This is a genomic window from Moorena sp. SIO3I8, from assembly GCF_010692325.1.
Classification (GTDB): domain Bacteria; phylum Cyanobacteriota; class Cyanobacteriia; order Cyanobacteriales; family Coleofasciculaceae; genus Moorena.
This window is the reverse complement of record NZ_JAAHHW010000045.1, coordinates 1-8,460: the sequence shown is the minus strand read 5'-3', so window position 1 is coordinate 8,460 and position 8,460 is coordinate 1. Positions and strand designations below refer to the sequence as shown.

The following is an 8,460-nucleotide window of genomic DNA, read 5'->3' as shown; positions in this document are numbered from 1 at the left end:
CGTTACTGCCACTGAGAATCTGTTTGCCATCTGGACTAAAAGCGATATCAGTAACACTATTGGTATGACCAACAAATGTATGGATTAGTTGACCGGTTTCTGTGTCCCACAAACGCACTGTTCTGTCGCCACTGCCACTAAGAATCTGTTTGCCATCTGGACTAAAAGCGATATCAGTGACAAAACTAGTATGACCTTCTAATGTATGGAGAGGAAGACCGGTTTCTGTGTCCCACAAACGCACTGTGTTGTCAAAACTGCCACTGATAATCTGTTTGCCATCTGGACTAAAAGCGATCGCATAGACAGTATTTGTATGACCTTCTAATGTATGGAGAGGAAGACCGGTTTCTGTGTCCCACAAGCGCACTGTGTTGTCAAAACTGCCACTGAGAATCTGTTTGCCATCTGGACTAAAAGCGATCGCATAGACAGTATTTGTATGACCTTCTAATGTATGGAGAGATTGATCGGATTTGGTGTCCCACAAACGCACTATGTTGTCCAAACTGCCACTGATAATCTGTTTGCCATCTGGACTAAAAGCGATCTCAGAGACCTCAGAAGTATGACCTTCTAATGTATGAATTAGTGTACCGGAATCTGTGTCCCACAAACGCACTGTGCTGTCTTTACTGCCACTGAGAATCTGTTGGCCATCTGGACTAAAAGCGATATCAGTGACAGAACTTAACTGATTTTTTATATGACCTTCTAATTTATGGATTAGTTGACCGGATTCGGTGTCCCACAAGCACACTGTGTTGTCGTTACTGCCACTGATAATCTGTTTGCCATCTGGACTAAAAGCGATATCAGTGATCCAATCTGTAGGACTTTCTAATGTATGGATTAGTGTACCGGAATCTGTGTCCCACAAACGCACTGTGTTGTCGTGACTGCCACTGAGAATCTGTTTGCCATCTGGACTAAAAGCGATCTCAGTGACAAAACTAGTATGACCTTCTAATGTATGAATTAGTGTACCGGAATCTGTGTCCCACAAACGCACTGTGTTGTCGTGACTGCCACTGAGAATCTGTTTGCCATCTGGACTAAAAGCGATCGCTTCGACCCGACTTGTATGACCTTCTAATGTATGGAGAGTAAGACCTGTTTCTGTGTCCCACAAACGCACTGTGGTGTCCCAACTGCCACTGAGAATTTGTTTGCCATCTGGACTAAAAGCGATATCAGAGACCAAACTAGTATGACCTTCTAATGTATGGATTAGTTGACCGGTTTCTGTGTCCCACAACCGCACTGTGTTGTCGGAACTGCCACTGAGAATCTGTTGGCCATCTGGACTAAAAGCGATCTCATAGACAGTATCAGTATGACCTTCTAATGTATGGATTAGTTGACCGGTTTCTGTGTCCCACAAACGCACTGTTCCGTCGTCACTGCCACTGAGAATCTGTTTGCCATCTGGACTAAAAGCGATATTAGTGACCCAACCTGTATGACCTTGTAAACGGTTCCTTTCTCGTACGTTATCTAAAGCTGTCAATAAGCTAGAATTAATTTCATTGATCACTGTTGGTTGTAAGGATTTTTGGTAATCTTGAATTTTAGCGGTTGATTCAATAGCTTGGAGCAATTCTTCTGTAGTAGATTCTACTGATAGAGAATACTTGATATTGGCAGCTTGTGCAAGGAAGTCTGAGTTAATTGCCCGTTTACGAGATTGTAAGCCAAAATGAGTCGATAATACTAAACCTGTACCTAACCCCAGCATAACTGCGATCGCAACACCCCAATTCCGACGAGTATTGAAGCTTTTTTGCCTGACGCTACGCTGCACAAACTCAGCTTCTACTTGGTTCAGCCAGTTATCATCAGAATTGAGTTCTTTATTCAATACATCAAGATAAGGATTGGCATTCCAAAGAAATTGTACGGTTTTATCTCTCGAATCTTTTTGTTGCTCCGGTGTCCGTTGCCACAATCGAGCCAACGGAGTATTTTCGAGGGTGTTTATTTTGTTAATAAAGTTTTCAGCAAGGTCAAGTCTCCCATTCAACCAATTAATCGCAGCTTCAGCCTTGGCTTCAAAACCGGATGATTGTTTTTTGCTTTTAAGATTTTTCCACTCCACCGCCGCAGGAGTCAACCGCCGTTGTAGAAGTAAATTTTCCTCCTCTTTTTGTTTCCACTCCAGCAACCTTTGCCAACCCCGCACCAAAGCATCATGGGCTGGTTCCACATAGGGATTGCGTACAGCATCAACTCCATTAACCAATAACCGTACGTTAGTAAAGCGCTTAATTACTTCGTTCACTAAACCATCTTTCTGACCCGGATATTTCAATTCTGATAACGATACGCGCCTACGGGCTAATTCTCCTCCACCTAGTGCCACCATCCGTAACATCACATGACGGATAACTTGGTCATAAGCGGGGTTTTTATTAACTAGCGCCTTATATTCTTCATCAGCCCTTTGAGTTAGTGATTGCATTACTCCCCCCAATTCAAGATAATCGGCTTGAGTCAACGCCCGGTCAATAGTAATACCCCTGTATTGTGCCTCCCGTTGCCGCCTTAAATACTTGATGAAGAATTCACTCAAGGCAAAAGACAGCAGGGGTAATGCTCCCGGCATATCCGCCACTTCATCAATTAATTGTTCAACTAAATCGTGGGGTTGAAAATACATTACCCGTGCTTGAGCCGGTTTTTCTATCGCTTCCCTTAGTTCCCCTCGTGTCATCGCCGGTACAATAAATCGTCTGCTGTGCCAACGCTTTTTAAGCACAGTTAAACCCACGTTATAGTCTGTGGGGACAAACGTTAAGCCAGCATCCCTGACTTGGGGTTCAAAGTCAGAGCGTAGGGTTAATACTACCCGTAATTTATCCCCATGGGTATTTATGGCTGTGAGTATCTGTTGGAAAAACGCCTGACGCTCATCTAAGTTTTGACAGAGTGTAATAATTTCTTCGCTTTGGTCAATCAACAGTAATAACTTAGAGTTGGGGTTATTCTTCGCCCAAACATCAATGCTCATTGCCAGGTTCTGCTGTGGGTTTTGTGGCTCAACCAAGGGTAACTTAGCTTCAGTCAGCACATTATTTAACCCTTGCAAGGGAGTCTCACCAGGACGAATGGGTGGCAAAATACACCATTTCTCGGTATTATATTGCCGTAGTTTGGGAATTAATCCTGCCTTGACCAAGCTAGATTTACCCGAACCGGAAGCACCCAACACCACTGTCAGGGGATGACTTTTCACAAAATCCTGTAACTTTTCTACTAGTAATGTTCTACCGAAAAACAGTGAACTGTGTTTCTCCTCAAAGGAGTTTAAACCGCGATAGGGATTTTGTGATTCATCTAAAGGTGGTGCGGGGGGTAAGTTAAGTTCATGTCCCGGAGAAAGAAAGATATATTCTCCCTTATCGTGCTTATTTAAACACCAAATACCAGGGGTTTGTCGTATCCGGCATTTTTCTGTGGGTATTTCGACTCGATCCCGTAAATATAAATATAATTCTGTGGCTGTAATTACCCCATCTCCCGCCGGTTTACCATTGGTAGCAGGAGGAATTATATCTGCTGCCCCTTCGAGGGCTTCTAATAATGCACTAGCAAAAGGGGAATGATTGCCGAATTGACCGCGTTCGTTATCTAAATTAAAGTTATCTAAAGCCTTTTGGTCAGAAGCTGAGGAGGTAATAATTTGCCAGGCTGGGTCACTAATAAAACGGTCGTATCGTTCTTTGTGAATTACTTCTGGTGATGTGAGTAGATCCCTAGTACTCGACCAACGGAAAGCACCAGCAAAACAGCAGTCGAGGATACCCAAGAAATGACGACAAGGTAATTGACTTAAAGCATCGTGTAACTTGGTCATGGGCAGATAACTATTAGTATCCCCCAGTAAAGCATCTTGAGGAATTAAGTAACCCGCCGGGCCATCATCCCCATTGAGAGCGACTCCATGACCAGCAAAGTAAAATAATAAGCGGTCATTTTCAGTAACTTGTTCGGGTAAGGTATGAGATAAAAATTTGTTAAACTTAGACAGAGTTGCCACTTCGTCTAGGCATTCCCAGACTTCGTAATCATGCTTCTCGCGGAGAATTTCCACTAGTTTTTTGGCATCGTTTACGGCAGTGTTCAGGGGAGAAATGCCGTTGGTGTAGTTATTGATACCGATGATAAAGGCGAGATTGCGAGAAAACATGTTATTCTCAAATGACTTCTGACTTCTGACTTCTGAACTTCTGACTTCTGACTTCTGACTTCTGACTTCTGACTTCTGCTATATGTGGGCAGTATAATCACGCTCACACAGCAGTGAGATGCTCCCTATTTATTCCTCAAGATAATCTGTTGACTTTACGCAGAAATTATTTTTTTCGTAATAAATCTTTACCTATTGATGAAAGCATCGAACAGAGAATTGCTATAGTTTATGCTTCAAGCTCCAACAATCCCCGTAAAGCCTCTTTCATCTCATCCTGACTAGTGGTGGCTGTCCCAAACTGACGCACCACAATGCTAGCGGCCAAATTCCCCAAAACCGCTGCTTCCCAGTAGGAAGCCCCCAGACACAAGCTCAAGGTCAGGGCTGCTACTACGGTATCCCCAGCACCAGTTACATCAAATACATCGGTGCGATTAAAGGCTGGGATATGCTCAACCTTACCATCACGACCAAACAAACTCATCCCCTGTTCACCACGAGTAATCAGAATTTCTTCCCCTTGAGTCAGTGCCAACAAATCTCTACCAGCTCTCAACAAATCCTCAAAACTCTTAATCCCATAGCCCACTGCTCGCTCCGCTTCTGGCAGATTGGGAGTAAATACTCTAGCGCCATGATAACGGTCCAGATCCTTCTGAGTATCTACAATGGTGCGGTCGTGAGACAAAACCGCTTCAATCACTGGTGGTGTAAACACACCATCTCCGTAATCAGAACAAACTACAGCATCCACCTGACCTAAATGCTGTCGTATTTGTGCTGCCAACTCTAACTGCTTATCCCGGTCTGGCAATTCATCTGACTTGCGGTCTATTCGCACAATCTGCTGAGTCACCGACTGACGGGCATGACCAGCAATCCGGCTTTTCGTCACGGTTGGTCGGTCTGGATCAATCACGATCGCACTAGTATCAATCCCCACCTCTTCAAACATCGTCCGCAGCACTTGCCCTTGAGGATCTTTACTCAAAAACCCAGCTACCTTAACCTTTGCTCCCAGCTTAGCCAGATTATAAACAGCATTTGCCCCACCACCAGGAGTTTGACGAGTGGTTTCATGACGTATTATTAATACTGGTGCCTCTCGTGAAATTCGTTCCACTTCACCTGTGAGAAACTCATCAAGAGTTAAATCACCAACCACCAGTACCTTGGATTGCTTAAAACCATCAATGAGCTCAAACAAACGGGGAGCTGAAGCAGCTACTTGAGTTTTGAAAGACGCAAATTCAGTCATATAGCAAAGAGAGTAGGGAGTAGGGAGTAGGGAGTAGGGAGTAGGGAGTAGGGATAATAAAATTTAATGTACTTGATAACTGTGAGCAACGCTATAGTTTAGTATTAATTAGTTTCTCCTTACTGTTACTTGAAATACCACCGATCAGCGATCAGCGTGTCGCGTATCAGCTTTTACCCAGACTTTCAATTCCCATTAATCTCGAACTATTAAATGCTCTCGTTTGGCCATTGCGCATTGCACATTGCCCACGCTACGCAAATGGCTGTTCGCGCACGCGTGGGCGTAGCGCATAGGCTGACGGATTAGTTGACCAGAATGTGTTTGGGATTTATTAACAAGTTTTTAACTAACTACTTGGACATCAATTCTGTTAACTGTGTTAATAAATTTAACGTTTATCAACCCTTTTCTATTCCCTGTTCCCTATTTCCTATTCCCTATTGCTATAGTATCAACCGTTATTCACATTTTTATGTAAACTTTATCTAAACTTTATCTAAACTTTATGTAGTGTTTATAAATTCTCCTGACCCTTGGTATAGACTTAATTTAAAAAATTAAAAATAAGTAATATCAACAAGTAATTTTCAGGGATAAATCAATGTTAAAGCTACAAAGTATCTGCCAAAACTTAGCACTAATCACTACTGGTGCGGCTTTAAGCCTAGCAGTGATTGACACTAATCCTGCCCAAGCTATTACCATTACCTATGAGTTTTCAACAGAAGAATTTTCTGGTAAGTTCAGCTATGATGACGCCAATGAAACTCGGAGAGAATTTGATTATCGTGAGCCTGATATTACCGTGGTCGAGTTAACGTATCCAGTAGATGAGATTGAGTTTTTTTTCAACAATAGAACCTATACCAAGGCGGATTCTACGAGACAGCCTGTATTGTCACTGTTTGAAGGTGCGGTAGGAGAGAGCGAGCAATTAAGTTGGGCTACAGAAGATTTTAGATTTAATCCTTATAGTGGTCCGAGTATTTTCGGAGACTTATTTACTGGATTCGAGGTAGATGGAGAGTTCGTAGACACAGCGATTGTTAGGCGGGTAGAAAATGAATCACCAGCAAGTGTACCTGAAGCTGGTACGGTTATAGGACTTAGTATTTTGGGTTTAGGTTGGCTCTCACAGAGAAAGATAGCATCTTCGCCAAGGGTATAGAAAAAACAGACTAAAAAAACCTAAGCATATCCGCTACGCGCACGCTACGCTAACAGCTATCAGCCGTCAGCCTTCAGCTTTTGAATGAAATAGGTAAGCATTTGCTAAATCTCAGTTCCCTGGCCTTTCGGCCAGGAATTCATAGTCTTTAGCCACGCTACGCGAATGGCCAACGGTTGATAGCTGAATGCTTACTCTTTTTCGAGCTGATGAGGCTTTCAATACGTGGAAGTAGCTACCATAGTTGAAACCCTTGACAAACCTTAACATACCTTGGTTAATTCACTACATATTTACCACTACCATTGATATTATTTACCTAAAACCTAGAGTTAATTTTCCTGACTATAGTACCGAAATGCAATCCCTTTTCAGGCGAACATACCGACCCTGACGTAACGCAAAATGTGGATATTTTTCAATTTGCTTAAACCCCTCAGTCTGTAGATGAGCTTTGATAATCTTCATAGTGGAAGTTGTTTCGTGATGCCGATCAACTAATCGAATAATGTGTGGGATAGCATAGGGAGATAAAAGTTCTTGCAAGTGAGTCAAGAAATCATCAAGAGTTTCACCTTCATCCAAAGACTCAATAGGTAAAATAGATGCCATCCCTACTTTACCCGATGCACCAGGAATTGGAACTCCATAAACAACCGCTTCTCGGACTTTACCCGTCGATAAAATTGCTTCCTCTACTTCCACACAAGAAACATTTTCTCCTTTCCAACGAAAGCTGTCACCCATACGGTCAACAAACATAAAAAAGCCGTCAGCATCTCGACATAGTAAATCTCCAGAACGCCACCACAAGTCACCTGGTTCAAATAAATTTCTCCAGAGTTTATCCTCATCTAGTTTTGGGTCAAGATAACCTCGATAGAAATTACCCGGAACCCGCAACACAGCCTCTCCAACTTCTCCCGGTGCAACAACTTTTCCTTGCTCGTTAACTAACGCTACATTGTTGGCATCAGGATGGTCTGGGGGAATAAAACCACAATAACCCGGTCTTCCCGTCCAATTTGTCAGTGCTGATGCTGGCATTTCTGTCGCACCGTAATGTTCTACTACTTTTTCAATCCCAAATCTTTCGATCACCTGCTCCCAGAGGGGAGATGTTAAACCATTACCAAAAATAACGCCCAGGGGATTTTTGGCATCCTCGGGTTGTTGGGGACTGTTGCTCAGATAACGCCACAGTTCGCCAATATAAACAACTGAATCACAATTGTAGGTACGCACATCCGTCAGAAATGCTCCCACAGAAAATTTATCGCGGACTACAGCACAAGCTCCCGCTTCTAAACAACTAGAAAAAGCCACAGCTAGCCCATTTCCATGATAGAGAGGCAAAGTGATGTAACACTTACTGTCATAAGACATCCCTGTTCGCAACGACCAAGCAATTCCCGCACCAATCATCCGGCGATGACTAAAGAGTGCGGGTTTACTGCGACCGCTAGTTCCGCTAGTAAAGATAATCACAACTGGGTCATCAAGCGTAACTTGACGACGGTGTTTTGCTGAAGTGCGACCCGACCAGGAACGTTCAAGAATCCAGTTTGGGTCATAGGTTTCTACTGATGGGATGGGCTGACCTATGGTAATCTTGACTCCTGAATTATGGGCTAAAGTTGATAATTTTTTATCTGATTCTCTGGCATTAAATAAAACTGCGACAATTCCTGCTTTAGCTAATCCCAAGACAGTAAGCACCTAAACAAAATTAATTACATATTCTTCCCCAAAATTGTCAAGCACTTTTTTGAGATATTCAAGAAAGCTTTTCCAGTTTTCGTAAGCATCAATTTCAATCCACTCATACTTAATAAATTT

4 protein-coding genes and 1 pseudogene are annotated in these 8,460 nt (G+C 42.9%); 1 reads left to right on the top strand and 4 read right to left on the bottom strand.

What is annotated here, in order from left to right:
• Both F6K51_RS18120 and F6K51_RS18115 read right to left on the bottom strand, forming a co-directional pair.
• A partial coding sequence (locus F6K51_RS18120; RefSeq protein ID WP_293022436.1) for a caspase family protein occupies positions 1-4,189 on the bottom strand: 4,189 nt, incomplete at its 3' end.
• 229 nt (positions 4,190-4,418) lie between these two features.
• Complete coding sequence (locus F6K51_RS18115) at positions 4,419-5,450, bottom strand: PfkB family carbohydrate kinase (protein WP_293022433.1); 1,032 nt, start codon at positions 5,448-5,450, stop codon at positions 4,419-4,421.
• A 604-nt stretch (positions 5,451-6,054) separates the two neighbouring features.
• Here F6K51_RS18115 and F6K51_RS18110 point away from each other — a divergent pair.
• Positions 6,055-6,621 carry a hypothetical protein gene (locus tag F6K51_RS18110; RefSeq protein ID WP_293022432.1) on the top strand — a complete coding sequence of 189 codons (567 nt, stop codon included), beginning with the start codon at positions 6,055-6,057 and terminating at the stop codon, positions 6,619-6,621.
• Positions 6,622-6,966: 345 nt separating this feature from the next.
• On the opposite strand, the gene F6K51_RS18105 is transcribed toward F6K51_RS18110, so the two are convergent.
• Both F6K51_RS18105 and F6K51_RS18100 read right to left on the bottom strand, forming a co-directional pair.
• Positions 6,967-8,340 carry an AMP-binding protein gene (locus F6K51_RS18105; protein ID WP_293022429.1) on the bottom strand — a complete coding sequence of 458 codons (1,374 nt, stop codon included), beginning with the start codon at positions 8,338-8,340 and terminating at the stop codon, positions 6,967-6,969.
• Positions 8,341-8,460, bottom strand: a pseudogene (locus F6K51_RS18100) (IS630 family transposase); the annotation flags it as partial.